The organism is Actinoplanes sp. NPDC049681 (assembly GCF_044465265.1).
Lineage (GTDB): Bacteria > Actinomycetota > Actinomycetes > Mycobacteriales > Micromonosporaceae > Actinoplanes.
Genome location: NZ_JBITLP010000006.1, coordinates 286,173 through 310,120 on the forward strand (window position 1 = coordinate 286,173; position 23,948 = coordinate 310,120).

Below are 23,948 nucleotides of genomic sequence, written 5' to 3' on the forward strand. Positions count from 1 at the left end.
GCCGCCCGCCGGAACCCTCACCGGTTGCGCATCCGGTACGTCTTCGCCGCCGCCTCGATCCGCCGCTGGGTACGGGTGCCGGGCGCCAGCCCTTTCTTCGCCTTGCCGTACAGGTAGACGCCGCCGCCCACCACGATCGCGCCGACGATCAGGTACGCCAGCGCGCCGACGAGCACGTGCAGCAGCGAGACGGCGATCCACCCCACCACGATCACGCCGGCGATCATCGCCACCAGATATGCCACAGCCTTGCCCATGTCGTCCTCCTCGGAGAGCCCGTTGTCCACCATGCGCCCGCCGCGCAACTAGGCACATCAGGGCGCACCCGTAGGGGTGGGTCGCGCCCGTTCCCCCGCGCCACGCCGGTAAATCGCGTATACCGCAGATATCAGGCGTAACGCCCATAGCTCTGATGTCCGTAAAGGCCACATCGACCGCAACCATCCGGCACATCCCGCCGTTGAGGCACAGGAACCGGGCGGCTGACATCGGCCCGAACGACATCCGGCGGAAGGACGAGCTCGTGCCCCTACGGCGGATCCTGCGACTGGCGCCCTGGGAAGTCCGGTCGCGCGTCCTCAAGACCGTCCAGCGCCGGGTGCTGCCGAGGGTGGCCGAACAGCAGCGGCTCGGCGTCGCCCGGCGTCTCGTGTCCCTCGCCCCGCCGCCGCGGCTGCCCCTCATGCGCGGCGCCGCGGACGCGCCGACCCTGCGGGTCCGCACCTCCCGGGGCTGGGTCACGGCCCGCAAGGATCCGGCGGCCAGCCCCGCTGACGTACGCCGGCAGAACCTCGACCGGGTCGTCGCCGCGCTGGACGAGGCGGGCGTCGAGTGGTTCCGGATCCCCACCAAGGCGCTGCGCACGACGGCGGTGGCCGTACGCGACACCGACCGCCCCGCCGTGGTGCGCCTCCTCGAGGACCTCACCGCCGACGGGCTGCTCGACGTCGTGAAGCCCCGGCAGGCGAAGCGCCGGTGCCACGCCGAGATCCTGAAGGCGTCCTGGCCGGTCACCGACCCGCGCGGCAGCCTGCTGCTCGGCCCGGAGCTGGGCTGCGAGATCGAGTTCTGGACCGAGCGGGACGGCGTGCTGGCCGGTCCCCGCGGGAACCCCATCGCCGACGTGATCCCGCTGGACGAGCCGGTGGTGACCGCGCCCGAGCCGGCGTTCGGCCCGTTCAGCTCCCCCGGCGACCGAACCGCGTACCGGACCCGGGAGATCTTCACCCTGCCCAGCCCGGACCGGATCAGCTTCCCGATCGACGTGGTCTACACGTGGGTCGACGGCGGCGACCCGCAGTGGCAGGCGCGCAAGGCCGCCGCGCTGGCCCAGAACGAGTGGCTGGGCGACGCCAGCCGGCTCGCCACCAACAACTCCCGCTACGCCTCCCGGGACGAGCTGCGCTTCTCGCTGCGCGCCCTGCACTGCTTCGCGCCCTGGGTGAACCACATCTACCTGGTGACCGACGACCAGGTGCCGGAGTGGCTGGACACTTCCCACCCGGGCATCACCGTGGTCAGCCACCGGGAGATCTTCGGCGACACCGGCACCCTGCCCACGTTCAACTCCCAGGCCATCGAGTCGCGGCTGCACCGCATCCCCGGCCTCAGCGAGCACTTCCTCTACCTCAACGACGACGTGTTCCTGGGCCGCCCGGTCTCGCCGGACCTGTTCTTCACCCCCGGCGGACTGACCCGCTTCTTCCCGTCGAGCGCCCAGGTGGACTCCGCGCCGCGGCGCCCCGACGACCCACCGGCGGACTCGGCGGGCAAGAACAACCGGGAGCTCATCCGGACCGCGTTCGGCCGGGTGCTGACCCGCAAGATGATGCACACCCCGCACCCGTCGCGGCGCAGCGTCATCGCCGAGATCGAGCAGCGCTTCGCCGAACACGTCGAGGCCACGGCGTCGCACCAGTTCCGGCACCCGGACGACGTCTCGCTGCTGTCGTCGCTGCAGCAGTACTACGCCTACCTGACTGGGCGCGCCGCGCCGGGAACCATCGCGTACGCGTACGCGGACCTGGCCAATCCCACCTCGCCGCTGAAGCTCGCCGGGCTGCTGCGGCACCGCAACCTCGACGCGTTCTGCCTCAACGACACCGACTCGGACGACGCCGTGGCCGCGGAGCAGGCGGCGCTGCTCGAGGAGTTCCTGCCGGCGTACCTGCCGTTCGTGTCGCCGTACGAGCTGACCGGTCCGCGTCCCGCACCCGCCGTCGTGACCCAGGTGGACCGCGGACCGGCCCTGGCACCCGGCAAGACGCCGGAGGTCGCCGTGCCGGCGCAGCCGGCGAAGAACGGCGGGCCGGCCGCCACCAATTCGCCCGTCGCCTGACGGGTCCCCGCAAAGGAGATCTCTCTCGTGAGCTTCGACGTCGTCATCCTCGGCCTCGGGTACGTGGGGCTGCCCCTCGCCCAGCAGGCCATCCGGGCCGGCATGTCCGTGCTCGGCTTCGACGTCAACGCGGCGGTGGTCGACGCGCTCGGCGCGGGCCGCTCGCACGTCGACGACCTGTCCGACGCCGACGTGGCCGAGATGCTCGCCGGCGGATTCCGTACCACCGCGGACGAGACGCGGATCGCCGAGGCGGACACCGCGGTGATCTGCGTGCCGACGCCGCTGTCCGAGGGCGACGGTCCGGACCTGCGCGCGGTCGTCGGCGCGACCGAGGCGGTCGGCCGCAACCTTCGGCCCGGCATGCTGGTCGTCCTCGAGTCGACCACCTACCCGGGTACGACCGACGACGTCGTACGCCCGCTGCTGGAGAAGCTGTCCGGGCTGACCGCCGGCATCGACTTCCACGTCGCCTTCTCGCCCGAGCGCATCGACCCGGGCAACGAGCGGTTCGGCCCGCACAACACCCCGAAGGTCGTCGGCGGCTACACCCCCGGCTGCACCGACCGAGTCGCGGCCTTCTACGGGCGGTTCATCGAGACCGTCGTGCCCACCCGCGGCACCCGGGAGGCGGAGACCGCGAAGCTGCTGGAGAACACGTACCGGCACGTCAACATCGCGCTGGTCAACGAGATGGCCCGGTTCTGCCACGAGCTCGACATCGACCTCTGGGACGTCATCCACGCCGCGTCCACCAAGCCGTTCGGGTTCCAGGCCTTCTACCCGGGTCCCGGCGTCGGTGGTCACTGCATCCCGATCGATCCGAACTACCTGAGCCACAACGTCCGCAGCAAGCTCGGCTACCCGTTCCGCTTCGTCGAGCTCGCCCAGGAGATCAACGCGACGATGCCGGCGTACGTGGCCCGCCGCGCGCAGAACCTGCTCAACGCCGACGGCGTGGCGGTGCACGGCGCGAAGATCCTGCTGCTCGGCGTGACGTACAAGCCGAACATCGCCGACCAGCGCGAGTCGCCGGCCACGCCACTGGCCCGCCACCTCACGTCGCTGGGCGCGGTGCTCACGTTCCACGACCCGTACGTCACCGAGTGGAGCGTGCCGCGCACCGACGACCTCGAGGGTGCCGCCGCAGCCGCCGACCTCGTCATCCTGGTGCAGCACCACCGCGAGTACGACGCGGACCACCTCGCGGGCATCGCGAAGCGCTTCTTCGACACCCGGGGCGTCACCACCAGCCGGGAGGCGCACCGGCTGTGACCGAGATGAGCATCGCGCCCGTCGCGCCCTCGCCCCGGCAGACACCGCGGTCCGCCGGACCGGCAGCGGACGCCTCGCCCGCTACGGCCGCCGGCCCGCCCCGGCACCGCCGCGACATCGAAGGGCTGCGCGCGGTCGCGGTGCTCCTCGTCGTCGCGTACCACTGTGGCCTGCCCGTCGTCACCGGCGGCTACGTCGGGGTGGACGTCTTCTTCGTCATCTCCGGCTTCCTGATCACCGGCCTGCTGCTGCGTGAGGCGCGCAGCAGTGGCACGTTGTCGATCCCGCGCTTCTACGCGCGGCGGGCGCTGCGGCTGCTGCCGGCGTCGGCCCTCGTGGTGGTGGCCACGGTGGCCGGTGCCGCGCTGTGGTTGCCGCCGCTGCGGCTCAGCGGCATCCTGTCCGACGCGCTGCACACCTCGATCTACGCGATGAACTACCGCCTCGCGGCGATCGGCACGGATTACCTGCAGGCCGACGCGGAACCGTCGCCGCTGCAGCACTTCTGGTCGCTGGCCGTCGAGGAGCAGTTCTACCTCGTGTGGCCGCTGCTCATCATCGTGTTCGCCCGCCGGCGGGGGCTGGGTGCGGCGCTGTCCGCGCTGACCGCGGGCTCCCTCGCGCTGGCGTTGTGGCAGACGCGGGAGAACGCGGGATGGGCGTACTTCGGCGCGCACACCCGGGCCTGGGAGCTCGGCGTCGGCGCGCTGCTCGCCCTCACCGCGCTGAAGCTGCCGCGCTGGTGCGTCGGGGCCGGTCTCGTCGCCGTGGCCGCGTCGGCCGTGGTGTTCACCCCCGACACCCCGTTCCCCGGGTACGCCGCCCTGCTCCCCGTCCTGGGCACCGCCGCCGTCATCGCCGGTGGAACAGGGCGCCCGGCGGGATTCCTCGGTCTGCCCGTCATGCAGGCCGTGGGGCGGCTGTCGTACTCGTGGTACCTGTGGCACTGGCCGGCACTGCTGCTGGCGCCGTACGCGATCGGCCGGCCCCTCGCCGCCTGGGAGAACGTCCTCGTCGCGCTCGGCGCCCTGGTCCTGGCCGCGCTGACGTACGCACTCGTCGAGAATCCGGTACGCCACCTGCGCGCCCTGCGGGACCGCCCGTGGCGCGGCATCGGCGTGGGCGTCGCGATCTCCGTGCTCGCCGCCGGCCTGTGCACCGTCATCACCTCGGCCGCCACGCACTTCAGCGGGACGACCACGTACCGCGCCGCCGTCCTGGACCCGGCGACGTTCGATCCCAAGAACCTCAGCGAGCAGATCGCCGCCAGCGTCGACGCGCCCGCCGTACCGGTGAACCTCACGCCGAAGCTGACGAAGGCGAGCAAGGACAAGCCCCGCTACTACAGCGAGGGCTGCAACGGCGCCTTCGACGATCCCGAGGTCAAGAAGCCGTGCGCGTACGGCGACCTGTCCTCCGACACCACGGTGGTGCTCTTCGGCGACTCCCACGCCGGCCACTGGTTCCCGGCGCTGGAGGCAGCAGCCCTGCGGCGGCACTGGAAAGTGGTCGCCGTCACGAAGAGCGCGTGCACCGCGGCGGACGGCATGATCTTCCTGCCGCAGCTCAAGCGCGAGTTCACCGAGTGCGTCCAGTGGCGCCGCGACGCCATCCGGTACGTCCGCTCGCTGCACCCGGCGAAGGTCGTGGTGGCCTCGACGTACCCGAGCAACGAGCTGCTCGGCGTGACCGGCTCGCAGGACGACGCCTGGGTCGCCGCCTGGAAGCGGTCGGTCCGCGCGCTGTCCGCGCCCGGCACCGAGGTGTACTTCATCAGCGACACCCCGTGGATGACCGGCGACACCCCCGACTGCCTGTCGGCGCACATGGACGAGCCGTCGACGTGCGGGCGCAGCCGGGAGAGCGCGCTGGCGCAGCCCGAGCGGCGCAAGCTCGTGACCGCGGCGGCACGCGCGGCCGGCGCCACCATCATCGACCCGGTGCCGTGGTTCTGCACCGCGACGACCTGCCCGGCGATCGTCGGCGACATCCTGGTCTACCGCGACCAGCACCACATCACCACCGCGTACAGCCGGCTGCTGGCGCCTCAGTTCGGGGCGGCCCTGGCGGCTCCCTGACGCTCAGCACCACCCTCGAGAGGGCCCGGCGGAGTCTCCGCCGGGCCTTCTTGCACCCGTACGGCAACCGGCCGCCGACCGCTGCCGCAACCACCGGACGGCAGGCACCCGGGCGGCAACTCAGCACTCACGGCAAGGCACCTGAAGAGGCATCAGCGACCGCAGCGCGACGTCCGAAGGGAATGGCGTACCTGCGAACAAGCGCCGGTGCGGAGTTCTCCGAAAGGTTGTCCCGTGCAGAAGACCCTGGTCCGTCGCCTCGCCACCCTCGCGCTGATCCCCGCCGCCGCTCTGATCGGCCTGGTCACCCTGGCCGCTCCGGCCGAGGCCGCCGTCGTCTCGACGAGCACGCTGCAGACGCAGGTCGTGGCACTGTCCAACCAGGCGCGCGTCCGGGCCGGCTGCAAGGCGCTGCCGGTCAACGCGGACCTGCTCTGGGCCGCCCGCGGGCACAGCAAGTACATGGCCACCACGGGGGTGTTCAGCCACACGGGCGCCCGCAACTCGACCTTCATCACGCGGGCCCGCGCCGCCGGCTACACCGCCGCGCGCAGCGAGAACATCGCGTGGGGCTACCGCACCGCCCGCGAGGTCGTCAACGGCTGGCTGGCGTCGCCGGGTCACCGCGCCAACCTGCTCGACTGCGGCGCCAAGACGTTCGCCGTCGGCGTCGTCTACTCCGCCAACGGCACCCCGTACTACACGCAGGACTTCGGCTCCCGCTGACCCGTCCAACCACCCCGCCGGCGCCCACAAGCGGACTGAAGGCAGCTTTTCCCTCCCCCGAAGACCGGCCGGCATGCCCCCGCATGCCGGCCGGTCGACTTTTATGCGGGTACGGAGGCAGGAGCGCCGCTGCGCGAGTACGACAGCACCGCGTGCCGCCCCAGCAGCTGAGGCTCGGCGGTGAGCCCGGTGACGTTCTCCACCCAGCGCCGCACGGCGTCCTGCTCGTCGGGGCGGTTGACGTCGTCGAGCACCACGGTCGCGACGGCCGCAAGGCGGCTCTCGAGCGCGTGCATGGCCGGGAACCGCGCATCCGGCCCGGTCGACGCGGGCGGGCCGTCGATCAGGAGCAGGTCGATGTCGCGGACGTCGGCGAGCTTCTCCACGTCGTACCAGGGATAGGTCTTGCCGTCGACGGCCAGTTCGGTCAGCGGCGCGGTCCGCACCTCGGCCACCGCTGACAGCCCGTGCGCGTCCAGCATGTCCCGCGTCTTGCCGGCGTAGTCCGCGTCGTGGTCGAGCGAGATCAGCCGGCCGCCGGTCTTCTCCAGCGCGTACGCGAGCCACACCGTCGACGTGCCGCTGCCCAGCTCCACCACCAGCTGCGGCCGGCGCAGCCGGACGATGTGCAGCAGTTCCAGCAGGTCCGTGGGGTTCAGCGCGAAGTCGCCGGACGACGGCATCGGCGCCCGCGGCGTGAACTCGGCGAACAGCTGGAACATCGCCTCGATCTCCCGGCTCTGCGCGCGCAGCAGCAGATCGTTGCCGTGCCCGTTCTGCCGCAGGCCGCGGGTGATCGTACGGGTCAGCTCCTGGTGCCGGTCGCCGGCGGTGACCCGCTCCTTCTCGACCGTCGCGACCACCCGGCGCTGCATCTGCTCGACGACGACGCGCAGGTCGCGGTGGGCGGCCTGGTTCGCGCGGTGCAGGCCACCCATCCAGCGCGACAGGTGCAGGATGCCGAGCAGCACGCCGAGCAGCAGCACCGCGACCAGGGAGGTGGCGAGGCCCTGGCGCCCCGTCGCGGCCGCCGTCCAGATGCCGGCGACGACCGCCAGCACCGCGATGAGGACGATGACCTGCGGACGGGTCAGGCTCTGCAGCCGTACCGCCAGCCGGCCGCCGATCCGGGTCAGGCTGCTCATAGTCGTGGAATCCTCCGATGTCATGCCAGCGAGAATTCTGGTGTCCGCTGGGCAGGGGTGTTGTGCGGGGCGTGGACCAGGCTTGCGACGCGGTCGACGTACCCCTGGGGGTCGTGGGCCTTCGCCACGACGGCCCGGGCGCGCCGGCTCTGCTCGGCGAAGAGCACCCGGTCCGCGGTGTAGCGCTTGATGAGCCCGCCGACCTCGGCCGGCGTGCAGTAGACGGCGGCGTCGCCGAAGACCGCGGCGTGCCGCTCGGGCGTCACCACCACGCAGCCCTGCGCGGCCGCCTCCAGCGCCGGGCGGGAGTAGGTCTCCACCGCCTCCGGGTGCGGGAAGTGCAGGTAGAAGTCGAGCTGGTGCAGGAAGGTCCGCAGGTCCACGTCGCTCGCCTCGTAGACCAGGTGCGAGCGCGGCCCGCCGAGCGCGACGTCGGTACGCGGCCAGTCCGGCAGCCGCAGCCTGACGTCCACCTTGCGCAGGTCGTCGTAGACGAACAGCGACTCTCGGGCGTCGCGCGGCCACACCCCCTGGTCGCACAGGTCCGTGCCCACGACCGGCAAGTCCCGGCTCGCGCCGTCGCGCACCGGCGTCCATCTGCCGGTGCCGACGACGGTCGGCAGGTCGTACGCCGTCAGCTCGATCGACGGGTACGGCCGCAGCGCGCCCCGCACCTCGGGATCCTGCGGGCACCACACCGCCTCCGCCGCGAACAGCCGCGCCGCCGTACGCGTGCACGCCTCGGGGTCGTAGCGGTGATCGAGCCCGTCACGGCGTACCGGTGCCTGGTCGGCGACGATCAGCACCCGGCGCGGCCGCAGCAGGCACTCGTCGTCCGGCGCGAACTGCAGCGCGGCCGCCTGGCGCACGATGACCAGCGCCGCCTCATTGACGTCGCCGGGCAGCACCTGGGCGATCCGGCCGGCGTTGACGAGCCGCTGGATCGGGGCGGCCAGCGGGTAACGGCGCCGGGCCATCGGGCGCAGCGACTCCAGATGCAGCACGGCCACGCGCAGCCCGCGGTCGGTCAGGGCCTGGATCTCCTCCACCGCGGACAGCTGCGGGCCCTGCAGGAACCGCCAGTCGCCGGCCATCACCACGTCGTACTCGGGGCGGGGCGGCGCCTCGCCGCGGGCGTACCGGAGGTGGTCGGGAGCCGCGAAGGGCCGCTCACCACCCTCGCGCGGCAGGTACGGCTTCGCGGCCCGCGCCGCGATCCGCCCGTGCCACAGCTGGTACGCCGACGAGTACGCGACCCGAGCCGGGTGCATCCAGTACGCCCGGATCTCCGAGCGCGACAACGACCCCTGGGACAGCCGGATGAGCGCGAGCGGCGCCGACTCGACGTGGCGTACCGCCCGGTCGCCGTAGACGGCCCGCATCCGTCCGATGTACTCGGAGTCGGCCGCCTTGCGGACCCGGTCGAAGTAGCCGATCCGGTCCACCACCATCTGGCGGCGGAACATCAGCGACGACGGGTTGAACCGGCCACGCCGCACCGCCGGGCGGGTGAGCGCAAGGTGTTCCGTGACCGCCAGGCCGTCCGTGGTGGTGGCGACGACGCGCGCGTTCTCCAGCATCGGCCGTACCTGAATCTCCAGCCGCCGCGGGTGGGACCAGTCGTCGGAGTCCTGGAACGCGACGAACTCGCCCTCCGCCGCGTCCAGGCCGGCGTTGCGCCCGGCGTACGTGCCCTGGTTGTACGGCTGCTTGACCAGCCGGACCCGCGGACCCAGCGCGAGCGCGCGCTGCAGCATCTCGTCGTACTCCGGCGGCGAGGCGTCGTCGACGATGATCACCTCGACGTTGCGCCAGGACTGGGCGAGGATCGAGCGCACCGCGGTGATCAGGCCCTCGTCCGGGTGGAACGCGGTCACGATGACCGAGATCCGCTGCGGCTCGTCGACCGGTGCCGGCTCGGCGGTGACGGTGAGCCGGTCGAACGGCGGAAGACCGTTGGCCGGCTCGATCGCCGGATACGGCTTCGGCATCAGCCGCTGGAAAGCGGCCAGCCAGGGCGCCACCGGCAGCTCGCCGTCGCCGGCGAACGGATTCGCCACGTCGATCTCCAGGTCGCAGCGCACGGCCTCGCTGATTCCCGGGTACGCCCGCAGCAGCGCCCGCGTCGCCTCGGCGCCGCGCCACGTGTACGTGAGCTGCGCATGCAGTCCCTGATGCGCGCCGGGCAACGCGGGTGCGCCCAGCGCTGCCCGCACGAGCTCGTAGAGGGCCAGCGCGTCGTTGCGGTCCTCCGGGAGCATGTCCTGCAGCGCCAGCGTCTGCGCCAGCCCGGCCAGCACCGAGGGCCGGACGTCCTTGCGGATCCGGCGCAGCCACGCCACGTCACCCGTGCGCGCCGCGGCCAGCAGCTCCCCGTACGTCGTCCCGGTGTCGCGCAGCGCGATGTAAGCCAGCAGCCGCCGCATCTCCAGCGAGCGGAGCCGGATCGCGGTGGGCGGCACGGCCCGTTGCACGTGGTACCGGGCGATCCTCAGGTAGTCGTCGAGCAGACCGGCTGGTTCCCCCATGCGGCAACAGACCTCTTCATCAAGCCCCGGATGTCACTACAGGCAACGTCGCCGCCGCCGGGAGGTGACGGGCTCAGACCACCGCCAGGACCGCCGCTCCCACGCGTTCCCGTTCGCCGGCGTCCGACCAGGGGCCGACGAGGTAGAAGGCGTCGACCACGTCGCCGCCCAGCGTCGAGATACGCGCCGCCCGCACCTCGGCACCCGCCTCGTCCAGCGCCGTGGCCACCCGGTAGAGCAGGCCCGCCGAGTCGGCCGCTCGCAGCTCGAGCACGACCGCGTCCGTGGCCGCCGCCCGCAGCCACACCACGCGCGGTGCCGCGCCACTGCGCGTGGACATCGCCCGTGCCCGAACCCGCTGGGTTACCGACACGTCCCCGGCGGCCACCCGGCGCAGGTCCGCGGCGAGGGCGAGCGGATCGGCCGGGGAGCCGTACCGGGGCTGGGTGCGGAACTCGACGATGGCCCTGCCGTCCACCGTGCACGCGTCGGCGGAGATGACGTCGAGGCGGTGCATCGCCAGGCAGGCCGCCACCGAGCCGAGCAGGCCCCGGCGGTCGGCCGCCGCCACCGCCACCCGGTCCCCGTCGAGATGGACCGCCGGTAGGTCACCGTCGAGCAGCTCCGGGTCGGGAGCGGGCGGTTCGGGCAGCGCGCCGGTGTCCAGCGCCGTACGCACCCGCCGGACCAGCTCGGCGATCAGCCGCTCCTTCCAGTCCGACCACGCCGCCGGGCCGGTGGCGTGCGAGTCGGCGCGGGCCAGGGCGTGCAGGAGGTCGAGGGTCGTCGCGTCGCCCACCGCCTCGGCGACCGACGAGATGGTCACCGGGTCGCTGAGGTCGCGCCGGGTCGCCACGTCGGGCAGCAGCAGGTGCAGGCGTACCAGCTTCTCGACCGTCGCCACGTCCCCGGGCGGCAGGCCGATGCGGGTCGCGATCTCGGCGGCGATGGGAGCGCCGACGGTGCTGTGGTCGCCGGGCAGGCCCTTGCCGACGTCGTGCAGGAACGCGCCGAGCAGCAGCAGGTCGGGGCGGGTCACCTCGCGGGCGTACGCGGTGGCCTCGTAGGCCGCCTGCACGAGGTGGCGGTCCAGGGTGTAGCGGTGCACCGGATGGTGCTGCGGCAGGCTGCGCATCCGGGCCCACTCCGGCAGCCAGGCGTCGATCAGCCCGTACCGGTCGCAGGCCTCCCAGGTGGGCAGCAGGCCCGGTCCGGAGCCGAGCAGCGAGACCAGCGCGGCCCGCGCGGCGGGCGGCCACGGGGTCGGCAGCGGCGGGCAGAAGGCGGCCAGCCACTCGCAGGTAGCGCGCGCGATGGGCAGGCGCACGGTCGCGGCCGCGGCGGCCACCCGCAGCGAGAGCGTCGGATCGGCCACGGGCCCGATCGCGGTCCGCGCGAGCACCAGCTCACCGTCCTGCTCGACGACGTCGCGGGCCACCGGGCGCCGGGTGGGCGGACCCGGCACCAAGCCGCGCCGGCGTCCGCTGCGCAGCCGGTCGGTGGCACGCCAGGCGTCGTCGAGGGCGTGGGCGACGGTACGGGCATCCCCGGCCACCCGGCGCAGCAGCGCGTCGCCGTCCTCCAGATCGAGCAGTTCCGCGACGGCCGCGCGCTCCTGGGCGACCAGCCGGTCCACGCGGCGGCCGACGGCCACGTGCAGGGCGTCGCGGGTGTCGAGCAGCCGGAGATCGGCGGCGCGGACCGCCGGCCGCATGGTGTCGGCGACGCCCGCCCGGCCGATCCCGCGCAGGATCGTCACGTCGCGCAGCCCGCCGCCGGCCTCCTTGAGGTCTCCCTCGAGCAGGAACGCGAGCTCGCCGTGGGTGCTCCAGCGGGCGGTGGTGAGCTCCTTGAGCTGCGGGAGCAGGCGTACGGCCGTGCGCCGCCACTGGTCACCGGCGGCCGCGATCAGCTCGGCGGAGAGCGCGGCGTCCCCGGCGATGTGCCGGGCGTCGAGCAGCCCGAGCGACACCTTCACGTCGTCATGGGCGACGGACAGGGCCTCGGGCAGCGTCCGTACGGAATGGTCGAGGCCGAGCCGCGCGTCCCAGATCGGGTACCACAGCGCGGAGGCGATCCGGTCGATGCCGGCCGTGCCGTTGTGCAGCAGCACGAGGTCCAGGTCGCTGTACGGCGCGACCTCCCGCCGGCCGAGCCCGCCCACCGCCACGAGGCTGACCCCGGGCAGGTGGCTCGGGAACATCCCGGCCAGCCAGGCGTCGAGCGCCGCCGCCCGCTCGGTGCGGGCGGCGGCGCCGATGTCCTGCCGGTTCAGGGCGATCAGAGCGCGTCGAGCCCGCGCTCGCCGGTGCGGACCCGGACCACGTCGTCGACCGACGTGACCCAGACCTTCCCGTCGCCGATCTTCCCGGTCCGCGCGGAGGTGACCACCGCGTCCACGACCTTGTCCACGTCGATCTCGTCGGTGACGACCTCGACCTTGATCTTCGGCAGGAACTCCACCGTGTACTCGGCACCCCGGTACACCTCGGTGTGGCCCTTCTGCCGCCCGTAGCCCTGTACCTCGCTCACGGTGAGCCCGGCGACGCCCAGGGCGTGCAGAGCCTCCTTCACCGCGTCGAGCTGGTACGGCTTGATGACCGCGGTCACCAGCTTCATGCTCAGTCCCTCCATGTCTTCAGAACTTATCCGGCGACCTTCTGGCTGACGTCCGCCTTGCCGTCCGCGTCGATCTGCGCGGACTTGGTGAGGCCCGCCATCGCGAAGGCGCCGCCGGAGCCCGCGCCGCCGCTCGGGGTGAGGTCGTAGCCCGTCTCACCGTGGTCCGCGATGTCGATGCCGGAGATCTCGGCCTCCTCGCTGACGCGCAGGCCCTTGGCGGCCTTGATGACCAGGGCGATGGCGGCCGCGATGGCGAACGAGTAGAGCGTGACGATGAGGCTGCCGGCCGCCTGGCGGCCGAGCTGGGTCAGGCCGCCGCCGTAGAACAGGCCCTCGCTCGCGTTGAGGATCTTGCTGTCGGTGATGCCGGCGTTGACCTGCGCGGTGGCGAAGAAGCCGATCGACAGCGAGCCGATCCAGCCGCCGACGAAGTGGACGCCGACCACGTCGAGCGAGTCGTCGTAGCCGAAGCGGTACTTCAGGCCGACCGCCAGGGCGCAGACCGCGCCGGCGACGAGGCCGATGAGCACGGCCGGGAGCGGGGCGACGAAGCCGCACGCCGGGGTGATCGCGACCAGGCCGGCAACCGCGCCGGAGGAGGCGCCGACGAGGGTGGGCTTGCCGTCGCGCAGCCACTCCACGACGACCCAGCCGAGCAGGGCCGCCGCCGTGGCGACCTGGGTGTTGATGAAGGCGAACACGGTGGTGCCGTCGACGGTGAGCTCGGAGCCGGCGTTGAAGCCGAACCAGCCGAACCACAGCAGGCCGGCGCCGAGGGCGACGAACGGCACGTTGTGCGGCCGCATGTTCTCCCGCGGCCAGCCGATGCGCTTGCCGAGGATCAGGCAGAGCGCGAGCCCGGCGGCACCGGCGTTGATGTGGACCGCCGTACCACCGGCGAAGTCCAGGGCCCGGATCTTGGCGCCGATGAAGCCGCCACCCCAGACCCAGTGCGCGACGGGGACGTAGACCAGCGTGAACCAGGCGAGCGCGAAGAGCACCCAGCCGCCGAACTTCATGCGGTCCGAGACGGCACCGCTGATCAGCGCGACGGTGATCACGGCGAACATCATCTGGAAGACCATGAACGCGTACGTCGGGATGCCGGTGCTGGCCCCGAAGAACAGCCACTCCTCGCTGATCGCGCTGGTGCCCGTACCGAAGTACTGCGAGAAGTTACCGATGACGTTGTTCAGGCCGCCGTTGTTGTTGACGCCGAACGCCAGCGTGAAGCCGTACAGAACCCACAGGACGGAGACGAGCCCGATGCACGAGAAGCTCATCATCATCATGTTCAGTACGCCCTTGGACCGGTTCAGGCCACCGTAGAACAGCGCCAGACCCGGAGTCATGAGCAAAACGAGCGCAGACGACAGGAGCAACCAGGCGGTGTTGCCGGTGTTGATCTCCACGCTGCCTCCTCTCGGATAGGTGGTCCTTCAGCGCTTGCCCACGCGGCTAGCCGTCGGGCAATGCGGGGTCGGTCCCCCAGGGCAGCGTCGCGCCAGTTGACCGGTGTGAGGCGGAAGCCTTCCGGTCAGCTGTTTCGCGCACGGTGTGCGCGCGATTTCCAACACGTCACCGGTTGTTTCGTACGTGTGAAGAAACTCGCACAACGGCGCGAGCCGGTGTCGGTTTTGCCCTTTTCCGTCAGCGGAGAGCGTATTCCAAGGTGTGGCGCTCGTAGTCGAGGAGCCGCAGGTCGCGCATCGGGCGCCGCAGGTGACCCTTGTGCACGATGCGGACGAAGGCCGGATCGCCGGCGGCGGCCATCCGGCGGATGCCCTCGACGTGGTCCACGATCCGCTTGCGGATGGTCCGGACCAGCCGGTGCCGGTCGCGCGGGATCAGACCGTACGCGTCCGCGAACAGCCGCAGCCGCCGCGGCCGGTTGGGCCGCTTCCAGCCCAGCGTGTACGAGTCGCGGTCGCTGAACAGCGGCACCCAGGTCCAGGCCGCGTACGCCACGTCGTAGATCCGGGCGCCCGGCGAGGCCAGGTCGAAGTCGATGAGCGCCAGGGTGCCGTCGGGCCGCCACACCACGTTGTGCGGGGCGGCGTCGTGGTGACAGATCACCTCGGTGTCCGGCGGCGGCGGGCCGAAGCTGCGCCACACCGCGCCCGGCGGGGGCTGGAAGCCGTACTGCGCGTCGTGGAACATGCGCAGCATCGTCGCGACCGTGACCAGCGCCTCCTCGGTCGTCCAGTGCGGAGCCAGCGGATACTCGCCGCACTCACCGTCGAGGTACGACAGGACCTCGCGGCCCTTCTCGTCCATGCCGAGGGCGTGCGGCGACCCGGTGAACCCCACCCGCTGCAGATGGTTGAGCAGCGAGTGCACGGCCGGGGTCCACGGTCCGGCATTGCGGCGGACCGTGTCACCGACCCGGGAGACCGTGCTGACGTTCCCGCCGTGCAATGGGATCTCGCGGACGGGCTCTTGCGTCACCCACGACCTCCCCTGGATGTCCCCCGCTTGACGGGCTTACCGCCCCTGAGCCTACGCGTCGGTGCCAAGCAGGGCCTCGACGAAGGCGGCGGGCTCGAACGGGGCGAGATCGTCGGGGCCCTCGCCCAGGCCGACCAGCTTGACCGGAATACCGAGCTTGCGTTGCACGGCGATGACGATGCCGCCCTTGGCGGTGCCGTCGAGCTTGGTGAGCACCACTCCGGTCACGTCCACCACCTCCGTGAAGACCCGGGCCTGCTCCAGCCCGTTCTGGCCGGTGGTGGCGTCCAGGATGAGCAGGGTCTCGTCGACCGGGCCATGCTTCTCGACCACCCGCTTGACCTTGCCGAGCTCGTCCATCAGCCCGACCTTGTTCTGCAGCCGGCCGGCGGTGTCGATCAGCACGGTGTCCACGCCCACGTCGATACCCCGCTTGACCGCGTCGAACGCGACGCTGGCCGGGTCACCGCCCTCGGGACCCCGCACGGTCTCCGCCCCGACCCGCTCACCCCAGGTGGCGAGCTGCTCGGCGGCGGCGGCCCGGAACGTGTCGGCCGCACCGAAGAGAACGGTACGCCCGTCCGCGACGAGCACCCGGCCGATCTTGCCGCAGGTGGTGGTCTTGCCCGCGCCGTTGACGCCGACCACCAGCACGACGGCGGGCCGGCCCTCGTGCGGGGCGGTGTTCAGGCTGCGGTCCAGCTCCGGCTCCAGCGCGGCGGTGAGCTCCTCGGCGAGCTGCTCGCGCACCTCGGCGACCGTACGCGTGCCCAGGACCCGTACCCGCTCGCGCAGCCGCTCGACGAGGACCTGGGTGGCCTCGACGCCGACGTCCGCGGTGATCAGGCTGTCCTCGATCTCCTCCCAGGCGTCCTCGTCGAGGTGGTCGCGGGACAGCACGCTGAGCAGCCCCCGGCCGAAGGCGTTCTGCGACCGGCTGAGCCGGGCCCGCAGCCGCACCAGCCGGCCGGCCGTGGGCTCGGGCTTCTCGATGACCGGAGCCTCGGGAGCCGCGGGCTCGGCCGGGCGCTCGATCAGCGGCGGGAGCGCCTCGGTCTCGGGCACCACCGGGGGACGCTCGAGCGTGGTCGTGCCCGCCCGGGTCTCTCCCGGCGGCGGGAGTTCGCGCCGGCGCAGGCGCGGCACGACGAGGCCGACGGCCCCGACGATCAGCACCGCCAGCAGGATCAGAGAGGCGACCACGTATTCCATGCCAGAAATCCTGACAGATGTGCCCGGGGAGCGTGGCGCCACCCGTCGGTGTCGCCGGACACGTCGGGTGACCCGGTGGTGGCCGAAAGCGTGGTGGCGCAAACCCGGCGCGCTGGGGAGGATGGAATCATGGCTCTCCCCCCGGTCGTCCTTTGACTGCGCACCTGCTCATCGGGCCGGTGCTGCGGCGGGTCGTGGGCGACAAGGCGACGATCTGGGTGGAGACCACCGAGCCGGCCCAGGTGCGGGTCGAGGCCACCGGCGGCGGCGCCGGGTCCGCGCAGACCTTCTGCGCGTACGGGCACCACTACGCGATCGTGATCGTCGAGGGGCTCCCGCGCGGCGCGGCCACGGAATACGAGATGTGGCTCGACGACCGGAAGGTGTGGCCGCAGCCCGACTCGCCGTACCCGCCGAGCGTGATCGCGACCCGTCCCGCCGACGACGCCGGCCACCCGGTCAGCATGATCTTCGGCTCCTGCCGCGAGGCCACCCCGCACGCCACCGGGCGCAAGCTGCCACCGGACGCGCTGGACGCGTACGCCCGGCGGATGATGGCCGACCCGCAGGACCCGGACCTGCGCCCGGACCTGATCGTGCTGCTCGGCGACCAGGTCTACGCGGACAAGACCTCGACGAAGGTACGCCGCTTCCTGCGCCGCCGCCGCGCCGCCGGCCACCACGGCCCGAAGGATCAGGTCGTCACGTTCGACGAGTACACGAAGCTCTACCTCGAGTCGTGGCGCGACCCCGAGGTCCGCTGGCTGCTCGCCACGGTGCCGAGCGTGATGATCTTCGACGACCACGAGATCATCGACGACTGGAACACCTCGGCACCCTGGCGCGCCGACATGTCGGCCCAGGCCTGGTGGGCCGACCGCATCGCCGGCGGCCTGGCGTCGTACTGGGTCTACCAGCACCTGGGCAACCTCAGCCCGGACGAACTCGCCGCCGACCCGCTGCTGGCGAAGATCACTTCGGTCCCCGACGCGACGGACCTGCTGCACGACTTCGGCCTGTCCGTCGACTCACCCATGTCGGCCGAGAACACGGACCGGCCGTACCAGTGGAGCTTCGCCCTCGACATCGGCCGCACCCGTCTGGTGATGCTCGACAACCGCTGCAACCGAGTCCTGATCCCGGGCGCCCGCGAGATGCTTCCGGCAGCCGAGTGGCGATGGTTCGTCGACCAGGCCCACGGGGACTACGACCACCTGGTGGTCGGCTCCTCCCTGCCGTGGCTGATGCCCCCGGCGATCCACCACGTCGAGGCCTGGAACGAGAAGGCCGCGGACGCCTCCGCGACCGGCCTGGCGGAGAAGATCCGCCGAGCCTTCGACCTCGAACACTGGGCAGCGTTCCGGCGCTCGTTCGACGCCCTGACGGAACTGTTCCGCCGCATCGGCGAGGGCGGCGAGGGAGCGCCCCGCCACCGGGTCGGAGCGGGCGGCGCCTACGCGGCCCCGGCCACGATCAGCGTGCTCTCCGGGGACGTGCACCACTCGTACGTGGCCCGCGCCGACCTGGGACCGGCCGTACGCACCCCGGTGCACCAGCTGACCTGCTCCCCCATCCACAACCAGGTCCCGGCGCCGCTGAAGCCCCTGATGAGGCTGAGCTGGTCCCGCGCGGGAGCCAGGACGATGCGCGCCCTGGCCCGATCGGCGGGCGTGGCGCGGCCGCCACTGACGTGGAAGCGGCTGGCCGGGCCGTACTTCGGGAACGCGGTGAGCACCCTGCGCCACTCGGCGGGACACGCGGAGGTGCTGGTGGAAGGCACCACCAAGGACGGCAACCTGTTCCCGGTGGCCAAGGTCCCCCTGACCGACTGACCCAAGATCGATCGGTGCTGATCATTCGAGCCATAGTATTGTCTCTACAGTCCTACCAATGGCCGCCAGAGTATGATGCGAGTATGACAAGGCGGATCACCGTGAGTCTCCCCGACGATGTAGCGCAATACCTCGACAAACATCCCAACAGCTCGGCGATCGTGACCGAGGCGGTGCGCTCCCACATGCAACGCGGCGCCACCACCAGGGCCATGCTCGAAGCCGCCGGCTTCGCCATCACGGACGAGGGTGCGGCCCGCTGGCGCGACAAACTGCGGCCTCCCACCGAGACGCAGAAGGCCGAGAGCCGCCGCCGGCTCGAAGCCATGAAAGGCGGCCGTTGGCCCGACACGGAGGAGCCGGCATGACGGACGCCCCGGAGATCCGCGCCGTGCTCGACTGCTCGGCGGTCCAGTCCTACGCCCACGGCCTCGTGCACGTCGGTGAGGTGATCACCGAGGTCGGCGACGAGCGGGCGTTCGTCGGCATCCCGGCAACGGCCCTGCTCGAAGCTCACGGCCGGTGCCTGGACGACAAGGTCGCGAGGGCCCGCCTGGACGTGCTGGTCCACCTCCCCGCCACCCAGGTGCTCGACCTCACCGCCGAGTCGACCGGCTCGATCGCGGAAACGCTCCCGCTCACCGACGGTGACCTCGCCCGATCCCACGCGGTGTGGGCCTCCCTCACCCACTCGGCCGCTTACCTCACGGCCGAGCCGCGGGAGTCCGCCCGCCTCATCCCGGAAGATCGACTCATCGTCGTCCCGAACGAGGACGCGTAGCGAGGCGGAAAATGTCGTAGGGGCGGTCCAGGATGTGATCGTGACTTCCTGGATCGCGCCTGCGGCGCAACGAGTGAGCGAACCGCGTACCGGTGATGAGCGGGCCATGCTGCAGGGCTGGCTCGAATGGCACCGGCAGACCCTGCTGACGAAATGCGCCGGCCTCACCGCGGAACAGCTGAAGAAGGCAGCCGTCGAGCCGTCCAACCTGACCCTGCTCGGCCTCGTCCGCCACATGTCCGAGGTCGAGCGCGGCTGGTTCCGCATACACGCGGCCGGCCAGCAACTGCCCGACATCTACTGCGACGAGCACAACCGTGACGGCGACTTCGACGATGTGGCCGAAGCCGACGCGGAGAGCGACTACGCCACCTACCTGGCCGAGATCGAGGCGGCTCGTGCGGCGGTGGCGGATCTCCCGCTCGAGCACGAGTTCTCCCAAGGCGACCGGCCGCCGACCAGCCTCCGCTGGGTCTACCTGCACATGATCGAGGAGTACGCCCGTCACAACGGCCACGCCGACCTGCTGCGCGAACGCATCGACGGCCAGACGGGCGACTGACGGACGCCCCACGGCAACGTGACAGGCCGGGGCGGGACGCGGCCCTCGGGCTCAGGACGGGAGGGCGAGCGCCTTACGGAGGTAGGGCAGGTCCTGGGTGCCGGTCCAGCGGAAGCCGAGGAGCTTCGCCGCCCGGGCGCCGCGGATCACCCGGTCGTCGTCGTCCACGAAGAGCACCCACGGCGCCTCGGTGTCGAGGGCTCGGCAGGCCTGGGCGAAGAAGTCGGGCGCCGGCTTGTGAATCTTCAGCTCGCTGGAATTGATCACCGCGTCGAACTCGCCGGTGAGGCCGAGCGCTTCGAGGTCGCCGCGGAGGCGGTCCGTGGCGTTCGTCGCCAGTCCTACCCGGCGGCCGGCGGCGCGGGCCTCCCGGACGAAGGCGAGCGCCTCGGGGTCGACGGTGCCGCGGTGGTGCTGCCACTCGGCCACCGCCGCGGCGGCCTCGTCGTACGGGAGGGGAAGGCGGGTCGCGACGAGGTGCATCCATTCCGCGTCGGTGATCTCGCCGGCGATGGCCGGGCGGAGGAGGTCCCACGCGAAGGCGGTCTGCATCAGGATCCCGGCCGGGAGGTTGTGGGCCGCCTCCGCCGCTGCCGGCACCGCGGGGTCCCAGCGGCGGACGACGCCGTCCAGGTCGATCAACATGGCCTGGGCGGGTTGGCGCTGCATGCGAGTGACGTTCCTTCCTCGGCGACACTCGAGCGACGAGAGCTCGAACAGCAAGCCTACGGAGGGCCGCCCGCAAGGTAGGCGGCACCCTGACGAGAGCGCCCGCAACGCCCCCGAGCAGAGCGGCGGCTCAGTCCTCGGGCTCCCGGTTGAGCCGCTGGCTGATCACCTGCGTCACGCCGGAGCGCATCGTCACGCCGTACAGGGCGTCGGCGACCTCCATCGTGCGCTTCTGGTGGGTGATGATCAGAAGCTGGCTCTTCTCCCGCAGCTGCTGGAAGAGCGTGATCAGCCGGCCGAGGTTGACGTCGTCGAGGGCTGCCTCGACCTCGTCCATGATGTAGAAGGGGCTGGGGCGGGCCCGGAAGATCGCACAGAGCATGGCGACCGCCGTCAGGGAGCGCTCGCCGCCCGAGAGCAGCGACAGGCGCTTGATCTTCTTGCCCGGCGGGCGGGCCTCGACCTCGACGCCCGTGGTGAGCATGTCCTCCGGGTCGGTCAGGACGAGCCGGCCCTCGCCGCCCGGGAAGAGGACCTGGAAGACGGTCTGGAACTCGCGGGCGGTGTCCTCGAACGCCGACGTGAACACCTCGAGGATGCGGTCGTCGACGTCCTTGACCACCGTGAGCAGGTCCTTGCGGGTCGCCTTGAGGTCCTCGAGCTGGTCGGACAGGAACTTGAAGCGTTCCTCCAGCGCCGCGAACTCTTCCAGGGCCAGCGGGTTGACCTTGCCGAGCAGGGCCAGGTCGCGCTCGGCCTTGTTCGCCCGCTTCTCCTGGGTGGGGCGGTGGAACGGGACCGGGTCGGGGATCGGCTTGTCGTCCTTCTCGGCCTGCGCGACCTCGGCCTGCGTCGGGGGTACGAGCTGGTCCGGCCCGTACTCGGCGACGAGGGTGTCGACGTCGAGGGAGAAGTCCTCGGCAGCCTTGGCCTCGAGCTGTTCGATGCGCAAACGCTGTTCCGCGCGGGCCACCTCGTCGCGGTGGACCTCGTTGGTGAGGCGTTCCAGTTCGGCGACGAGGCGCTTGGCGGTGGCGCGTACCTCCGAGAGCTCGGCCTCCCGGGCCGTACGCGCACGGGCGAGTTCGTCGCGGACCTCGACCGCGGTGGCCAGGGAGACGGCCACCCGGGCCATGGCGGAGGCCGCACCCAGCGCGACCGCCTTGGCGATCTCGGCACCGCGGGCGCGGGCCGCCCGGCGGGCCGCCGCCCGTTCGCGGGCCTGGCGTTCGGCGTTGGCCTGGCGCAGCAGCGAGTCGGCGCGGCCGGCGATGGAGGAGACGCGCTCCTCCGCCGTACGCACCGCGAGCCGCACCTCCATCTCGTTCTGCCGGGCCTGCGGCACGAGGGCGGCGAGCCGGTCGCGTTCCTCGGTGGACGGTTCCTCGTCGATCGGGGTGGACTCGGCGAGGCGCAGCCGCTCCTCGAGCTCGGCGAGGCCGGCGAGGTCGCGGTCGCGGTTGCCCTCCGCCTTCTGCCGGGAGGCGCCGAGCCGCTCGGACTCGGCCTTGGCGGAACGCGCGGCGGCGCCCAGCTCGGCGAGGCGGCGGGCGGCGGCGTTGCGTTCGCCCTCGGCGGCGCGCTTGGCGGCGGCCGCGACGTTGACCGCTTCCTTGTGCTCCGCGACCTCGGCGCGGGCCTCGGCGAGGCGTTCCTTGAGCTCGACGATGGACTGCTCGGCGGTCTCGCGGTTGGCGCGGGCCTCGTCGACGGCGGCCTGCACCTCGATGTAGCTGGTGGCCTTGCCCGAGCCGCCGGCCGCGGCGTGGGCGCCGAGGACGTCACCGTCCGGGGTGACCGCGCGAAGTTCGGCGTTCTGGGCGACGAGGCGGGTCGCCGCGGCGAGATCGGGCACGAGGACGACGTCGCGCAGGGCGCGGTTGAGCGCCGGGCGGATCGTCTCCGGGCATTCGATGACGTCGGGCGCCCAGGTCGCGTCCGACGGGAGGGCGGGCCGCAGGGAGTCCAGCGAGCCCTGCATGCCCGGCGCGGCGGGGCTCGCGACCACCAGCGCGGCGCGGCCGGCGTCGGCGATCTTGAGCGTACGCATGGCCTCGACGGCCTCGTCGATCCCGGTGAGGGCGACCGCGTCGGCGAGCGCGCCCAGCGCGGCGGCCAGGGCGGCCTCGTGTCCGGGCCGGACGGTGAGCATCGAGGCGAGGCTGCCGAGCAGGCCGGGGACCTGGTCGGCCTTGCCGAGCAGCGCGCCCGCGCCGTCCTTGCGCTTGAGGCCGAGGGCCAGCGCCTCCTCGCGGGCCTTCCAGCTCGCGGCGTCCTTCTCGGCGGCGCGCTCGGCGTCGGAGAGCTCCTTGACGACGGCGGCCGCGCGGTCGTGCGCGGCGACCGCCTCGGCGTGCCGGGCGTCCAGTTCGGCGTTGTCGCGGTCCGCCTCGGTCGACTCCGCGGAGACCGCGTCGACCTCGGCCTGCGCGGCCTCGGCGCGCATGAGGGCGTCGGTGTGCGCGGCGGCGAGGCGCTCGATCTCCTCGGCGGCGCTTCCGGTACGGGCCCGGGCCGCGTTCACCTGCCCGGTCAGCTTGGCGAGGCCCTCTCGCCGGTCGGCGATCGCCTTCGCCGCGGTACGCAGCGCGCCCTCGGCCGCAGCCAGCTGGCGTTCCAGCTCCTGGCGGTGCTCGACCGCCTCGGCCAGGCGCATCTGGTCCTCGGTCAGCGCCTCGCGCAGCTCCTCCTCCTGCTCGCGGACCCGTTCGGCCTCGGCGACGAGCTGGTCGGGGTCGCGACCGGTGCGTTCCTCGTCGGGGGTGGCGGCGAGGTGGCGCAGCCGCTCGGAGGCGAGCTGTTCGGTGGAGCGGAAGCGTTCCTGCAGGGTGGAGAGCTTGTACCAGGTGTCCTGAGCGGCCTGGAGCAGCGGCGCGTCCTCGGCGTGCTGGGACTCGAGGTCGGCCAGCCAGCGCTGGACCTCGCGGTTCTCGTCCTCGACCTGCTGGCGTCGCTCGCGCATCGCCGACTCGTCGGCGATCTCCTTGTCCAGGGTTGTCCGCAGCGTGTGCAGGTCGTCGGCGAGCAGGCGGAGCCGGGCGTCGCGCAGGTCGGCCTGGATGCCGGCGGCGCGGCGGGCGACCTCGGCCTGCTTGCCGAGCGGCTTGAGCTGGCGGCGCAGCTCGGCGGTGAGGTCGTTGAGCCGGTTGAGGTTGGTCTGCATCGCGTCGAGCTTGCGGATGGCCTTCTCTTTGCGCTTGCGATGCTTGAGGACGCCGGCGGCCTCCTCGATGAAGGCCCGGCGGTCCTCCGGCTTGGCGTGCAGCATGGCGTCGAGCCGGCCCTGGCCGACGATGATGTGCATCTCGCGGCCGATGCCGGAGTCGCTGAGCAGCTCCTGAATGTCGAGCAGGCGGCAGGAGCTGCCGTTGATCTCGTACTCGCTCTCGCCGGAGCGGAACATCCGGCGCGTGATCGAGACCTCGGTGTAGTCGATCGGGAGAGCCCCGTCGCCGTTGTCGATCGTGAGGGTCACCTCGGCGCGGCCCAGCGGGGCCCGGCCGGCGGTGCCGGCGAAGATGACGTCCTCCATCTTGCCGCCGCGCAGCGCCTTGGCGCCCTGCTCACCGAGGACCCAGGCGATGGCGTCGACGACGTTGGACTTGCCGGAGCCGTTGGGGCCCACCACGCAGGTGATGCCCGGCTCCAGCCGCAGCGTCGTAGCGGAGGCGAAGGACTTGAAGCCCTTGACCGTCAGGCTCTTGAGGTGCACGGATCTCCGGGGGTCGCGGT

General features: G+C 72.2%; 17 protein-coding genes and 1 pseudogene. 8 read left to right on the top strand and 10 right to left on the bottom strand.

The window, feature by feature from the left end:
• Positions 1-17 precede the first annotated feature (17 nt).
• The gene (locus tag ACIBO8_RS23220) at positions 18-290 is read right to left on the bottom strand and encodes a hypothetical protein (protein ID WP_396117361.1); all 273 of its coding nucleotides are present in this window, start codon (positions 288-290) and stop codon (positions 18-20) included.
• Between the two features lie 233 nt (positions 291-523).
• Here ACIBO8_RS23220 and ACIBO8_RS23225 point away from each other — a divergent pair, with 233 nt between their 5' ends.
• The 4 genes from ACIBO8_RS23225 (at position 524) to ACIBO8_RS23240 (ending at position 6,417) form a co-directional block, all read left to right on the top strand.
• Positions 524-2,338, top strand: coding sequence for a stealth family protein (locus ACIBO8_RS23225; RefSeq protein ID WP_396117362.1), 1,815 nt, complete (start codon positions 524-526; stop codon positions 2,336-2,338).
• A gap of 27 nt (positions 2,339-2,365) precedes the next feature.
• Entirely contained in the window at positions 2,366-3,613 is a 1,248-nt protein-coding gene (locus ACIBO8_RS23230) for a nucleotide sugar dehydrogenase (protein WP_396117363.1), read from the top strand.
• A gap of 5 nt (positions 3,614-3,618) precedes the next feature.
• Complete coding sequence (locus ACIBO8_RS23235; protein ID WP_396117364.1) at positions 3,619-5,691, top strand: acyltransferase family protein; 2,073 nt, start codon at positions 3,619-3,621, stop codon at positions 5,689-5,691.
• A 234-nt stretch (positions 5,692-5,925) separates the two neighbouring features.
• Positions 5,926-6,417, top strand: a complete 492-nt coding sequence (locus ACIBO8_RS23240; protein WP_396117365.1) for a CAP domain-containing protein — start codon at positions 5,926-5,928, stop codon at positions 6,415-6,417.
• A 101-nt stretch (positions 6,418-6,518) separates the two neighbouring features.
• Here ACIBO8_RS23240 and ACIBO8_RS23245 read toward each other — a convergent pair whose 3' ends face one another.
• The 7 genes and pseudogenes from ACIBO8_RS23245 to ftsY form a co-directional block, all read right to left on the bottom strand.
• Complete coding sequence (locus ACIBO8_RS23245) at positions 6,519-7,562, bottom strand: O-methyltransferase (protein WP_396117366.1); 1,044 nt, start codon at positions 7,560-7,562, stop codon at positions 6,519-6,521.
• Between the two features lie 20 nt (positions 7,563-7,582).
• The gene (locus ACIBO8_RS23250) at positions 7,583-10,090 is read right to left on the bottom strand and encodes a glycosyltransferase (RefSeq protein WP_396117367.1); all 2,508 of its coding nucleotides are present in this window, start codon (positions 10,088-10,090) and stop codon (positions 7,583-7,585) included.
• Positions 10,091-10,163: 73 nt separating this feature from the next.
• Positions 10,164-12,350, bottom strand: a pseudogene (locus ACIBO8_RS23255) ([protein-PII] uridylyltransferase); the annotation flags it as partial.
• Positions 12,351-12,370: 20 nt separating this feature from the next.
• Entirely contained in the window at positions 12,371-12,709 is a 339-nt protein-coding gene (locus tag ACIBO8_RS23260; protein ID WP_366158843.1) for a P-II family nitrogen regulator, read from the bottom strand.
• Positions 12,710-12,735: 26 nt separating this feature from the next.
• Complete coding sequence (locus tag ACIBO8_RS23265; RefSeq protein ID WP_396117368.1) at positions 12,736-14,124, bottom strand: ammonium transporter; 1,389 nt, start codon at positions 14,122-14,124, stop codon at positions 12,736-12,738.
• Positions 14,125-14,362: 238 nt separating this feature from the next.
• Positions 14,363-15,160, bottom strand: a complete 798-nt coding sequence (locus tag ACIBO8_RS23270; protein WP_364704725.1) for an aminoglycoside phosphotransferase family protein — start codon at positions 15,158-15,160, stop codon at positions 14,363-14,365.
• 51 nt (positions 15,161-15,211) lie between these two features.
• Positions 15,212-16,372, bottom strand: a complete 1,161-nt coding sequence (gene ftsY, locus ACIBO8_RS23275) for a signal recognition particle-docking protein FtsY (RefSeq protein WP_396117369.1) — start codon at positions 16,370-16,372, stop codon at positions 15,212-15,214.
• Positions 16,373-16,524: 152 nt separating this feature from the next.
• On the opposite strand from ftsY, the gene ACIBO8_RS23280 reads away from it, so the two are divergent.
• From ACIBO8_RS23280 to ACIBO8_RS23295, 4 genes are all read left to right on the top strand, one after another.
• Positions 16,525-18,204: an alkaline phosphatase D family protein gene (locus ACIBO8_RS23280; protein WP_396117370.1), complete on the top strand. Its 1,680-nt coding sequence runs from the start codon at positions 16,525-16,527 to the stop codon at positions 18,202-18,204.
• An 83-nt stretch (positions 18,205-18,287) separates the two neighbouring features.
• On the top strand, positions 18,288-18,572 hold the full coding sequence (locus ACIBO8_RS23285) for a hypothetical protein (RefSeq protein ID WP_396117371.1): 285 nt from the start codon (positions 18,288-18,290) through the stop codon (positions 18,570-18,572).
• Positions 18,569-18,985 (top strand): hypothetical protein, encoded by a 417-nt coding sequence (locus ACIBO8_RS23290; RefSeq protein WP_396117372.1) that lies wholly within the window; start codon positions 18,569-18,571, stop codon positions 18,983-18,985. The genes ACIBO8_RS23285 and ACIBO8_RS23290 overlap by 4 nt, the downstream gene beginning before the upstream one ends.
• Positions 18,986-19,091: 106 nt before the next feature.
• Positions 19,092-19,547 carry a DinB family protein gene (locus ACIBO8_RS23295; RefSeq protein ID WP_396117741.1) on the top strand — a complete coding sequence of 152 codons (456 nt, stop codon included), beginning with the start codon at positions 19,092-19,094 and terminating at the stop codon, positions 19,545-19,547.
• Between the two features lie 51 nt (positions 19,548-19,598).
• On the opposite strand, the gene ACIBO8_RS23300 is transcribed toward ACIBO8_RS23295, so the two are convergent.
• Positions 19,599-20,216: an HAD family hydrolase gene (locus ACIBO8_RS23300; protein ID WP_396117373.1), complete on the bottom strand. Its 618-nt coding sequence runs from the start codon at positions 20,214-20,216 to the stop codon at positions 19,599-19,601.
• Positions 20,217-20,346: 130 nt separating this feature from the next.
• Complete coding sequence (gene smc / locus ACIBO8_RS23305; RefSeq protein ID WP_396117374.1) at positions 20,347-23,928, bottom strand: chromosome segregation protein SMC; 3,582 nt, start codon at positions 23,926-23,928, stop codon at positions 20,347-20,349.
• Positions 23,929-23,948 lie beyond the last annotated feature (20 nt).

Coding starts and splice junctions, on each gene's coding strand:
- ACIBO8_RS23220 (WP_396117361.1), bottom strand. CDS start 290: ATGGTGGACAACGGGCTCTCCGAGGAGGACGACATGGGCAAGGCTGTG.
- ACIBO8_RS23235 (WP_396117364.1), top strand. CDS start 3,619: ATGAGCATCGCGCCCGTCGCGCCCTCGCCCCGGCAGACACCGCGGTCC.
- ACIBO8_RS23245 (WP_396117366.1), bottom strand. CDS start 7,562: ATGAGCAGCCTGACCCGGATCGGCGGCCGGCTGGCGGTACGGCTGCAG.
- ACIBO8_RS23250 (WP_396117367.1), bottom strand. CDS start 10,090: ATGGGGGAACCAGCCGGTCTGCTCGACGACTACCTGAGGATCGCCCGG.
- ACIBO8_RS23260 (WP_366158843.1), bottom strand. CDS start 12,709: ATGAAGCTGGTGACCGCGGTCATCAAGCCGTACCAGCTCGACGCGGTG.
- ftsY (WP_396117369.1), bottom strand. CDS start 16,372: ATGGAATACGTGGTCGCCTCTCTGATCCTGCTGGCGGTGCTGATCGTC.
- ACIBO8_RS23285 (WP_396117371.1), top strand. CDS start 18,288: ATGACAAGGCGGATCACCGTGAGTCTCCCCGACGATGTAGCGCAATAC.
- ACIBO8_RS23290 (WP_396117372.1), top strand. CDS start 18,569: ATGACGGACGCCCCGGAGATCCGCGCCGTGCTCGACTGCTCGGCGGTC.
- ACIBO8_RS23295 (WP_396117741.1), top strand. CDS start 19,092: ATGCTGCAGGGCTGGCTCGAATGGCACCGGCAGACCCTGCTGACGAAA.
- ACIBO8_RS23300 (WP_396117373.1), bottom strand. CDS start 20,216: ATGCAGCGCCAACCCGCCCAGGCCATGTTGATCGACCTGGACGGCGTC.